Source organism: endosymbiont of Lamellibrachia barhami, assembly GCF_011947365.2.
GTDB lineage: Bacteria > Pseudomonadota > Gammaproteobacteria > Chromatiales > Chromatiaceae > QGON01.
On sequence record NZ_JAAVSH020000001.1, the window covers coordinates 522,807 to 525,245 of the forward strand.

Genomic DNA, 2,439 nt, shown 5'->3' on the forward strand with positions numbered 1-2,439 from the left:
TTGATACTTCGTTCATACATATTGCCTGTCGGTGTGTTCCTATGGACGGGTCAGTTTACCGGCAGGGTGAAGCAGGTAGGCAGCGACGCCAGCAGGACTGACCATCTGCCAGGCCTCCAGGTACAGCTTTGCGATCAGGTGGACACCGCCAGGGGAACGGAAATCAAGTCAGTTTTACCTTGGCGAAGATCCACGATGCGCTGGCTATACATTGCTGGCCCCGGCAAACTGTTTGATGAATACCATAACCGAATCACGGGTCCAGCAGCACGAAGAGGAACCATAAAGAAATGTCGGCATCCACGATCAGCATGATCAAGAGGGCGAAATAGGAGATATGGTCCACGATAGGGTCAAAGTAGGCCCCGAACACCGAGCGCATGTCATAGCGTTTGGCAATAATCCCATCCCAACAGTCGCCGACGAACACGAGGGCAAAGGCCATGGCGATCCAGGTTCTGATGGATTCGTCCTGAGTCATAAACCAGCCGATCAACAGCGGAAAAATCAGCAAAAAACGTAACACTGTTATCTGGTTCGGGGTCAATAAAGGGCGGGTATTTTTTGTCATGGCCTATCCATTCGTCAAGGGGGGCTATAGTGCCTGCAACTTCTCTATCAGAAAGTCATTGTCTGCTCTGTCCCTGACGGCAATACGGACGTAATCCCGATCTTCGAAACCGACCTTGCCGGTGCAATCCTTGATCAATATTTCGTACCCCTCCAGCAGCAAGGTGGTCAACTCGGTGGCGGAGTACTTGTGCGCCAGTTCGCAGAGAAAATAGTTGGACTGGGACGGGATCACCCGGAGGAATTTTATCTCCTTCAGTTGCAGGAAGAAGCGATCCCGTTCCTCTGCAATCTGGTCACAGGCAAGATGATAGTCTGATCGGTATTTGCCGAAGATCTGCAGAAAAAACTCACCAAATGAGTTGATATTCCAGATGGAGATCCTCTCCCTGACCGAGGCGATCAGGGCGGCATCGCTGGTGGCGATCACCCCGAGCCGCAAACCCGGTACGCCGTAGCTCTTGCTGATGCTCTTGATGATAATCAGGTTGGGATACCGTTGCAGTACATCGGATGAGATCAGGGTGTTATGGATGCCGTCGGTGGTGAAATCGACAAACGACTCATCGAGGATCAGACGCTTGTTCTTTTTCTTCAAGTAGCTCGCCAGCAGGTGAACATCATCGGTGGAGAGATAGTGGCCGCTCGGATTGTCCGGGTTGATCAGCAACAGAGTCTTGACCTGTTTTGAGAACTGCTTGAGATCCTCCAAACTGTAACTGTAATCCGCATTCTCCGGGATAAATTGCACCACATTGGCATCACCGATGCGTTCAGGATACTCATTGAAAGTGGGGAAGATGACGCCCACCTTGCCGGTGACGTAATCGAACAGCGCGTTGATCAATTCAGTTGCGCCATTGCCGACGATGATCTCGTCGGCGTCGCAGGCAAACATCTCCGATGCCATCAGGTTCTGGATGCTCAATCCGGATGGGTATTCCGTCAGCAGGCTGCGGTAGTGATACCTCATTTCATCCAACATCCTGCGGGGCGGGAAATAGGGATTCACCAGATAGCAGAAATCCTTGAGGAACGGGAAACGCCAATAGCCACCAAAGCGTTTCTGGTAGAGCCCGAGTTTTTTTCCCTCGGGAGCGAACAGGGTGCTCGCATTGTCCAGATCCTTCTGGTCGTCGATCTCATACCACTTCTCGGTGGAGAGGCGGTGGACCTTCAGGTCCTGGGTTTCGAGTAGGGTAACCACCCGCAGTACCTGCTCGTAATACTCATTTTTACCCAACGCCTGTTGATAGGCCTTCAGGAAAGGCACATAGCTGTTGATGGAAAAGCTGCGGGACAGCTTGTAGATGTTGACGGTCTTGTAATAATCGTCAACTTGACTATAGTCGAAATCTTTCTTAGGAATGAACTGAATAATATTGTCATCATCGTCCAGGGTAACGACAGTCCCATCCATCCAGGCGTCGTATTTGGCGACGATGGCCAGATTGGGGTTGGGATTCTCAATCAGGTCAAAGATGATATTTTCTTCGAAGATCAGGTCGCTTTCGAGCAATATCGTGTCATCCTCCAACAGATATTTCTTTGCCAGAAAGAGGGAGTAGATATTGTTGGTCTTATCGTAAACCTTGTTTTTCACATAAATGATCTGCATCCCTTTGTATGTGTAACCCAGCAGCTTTTTGACGTTTTTCGACTTGTAGCCGACCACCAGTATGACCCGGCTCACCTCGGTCCTGGCCAAGGTGTCCAGCGTCCGTTCGATGAGGGTCTGGTCGTGAATCTTGACCATGCATTTTGTATTGTCTGCAGTGACCTTGCCCAGTCTCTTGCCCATTCCGGCAGCCAGAATAATTGCTTGCATCTACTTCACCTTTTACCCGGATTGTAATTCGGGCGGTAAAA

Annotated in this window: 2 protein-coding genes; both read right to left on the minus strand. The window is 50.5% G+C overall.

Annotation, left to right across the window (positions count from 1 at the left end):
* Positions 1-253 precede the first annotated feature (253 nt).
* A complete protein-coding gene (locus G9Q73_RS02215) occupies positions 254-571 on the minus strand; it encodes a CDP-alcohol phosphatidyltransferase family protein (protein WP_177418298.1) in 318 nt (105 codons plus the stop codon).
* Positions 572-595: 24 nt separating this feature from the next.
* Positions 596-2,398 carry an aminotransferase class I/II-fold pyridoxal phosphate-dependent enzyme gene (locus tag G9Q73_RS02220; RefSeq protein WP_177418299.1) on the minus strand — a complete coding sequence of 601 codons (1,803 nt, stop codon included), beginning with the start codon at positions 2,396-2,398 and terminating at the stop codon, positions 596-598.
* Positions 2,399-2,439 lie beyond the last annotated feature (41 nt).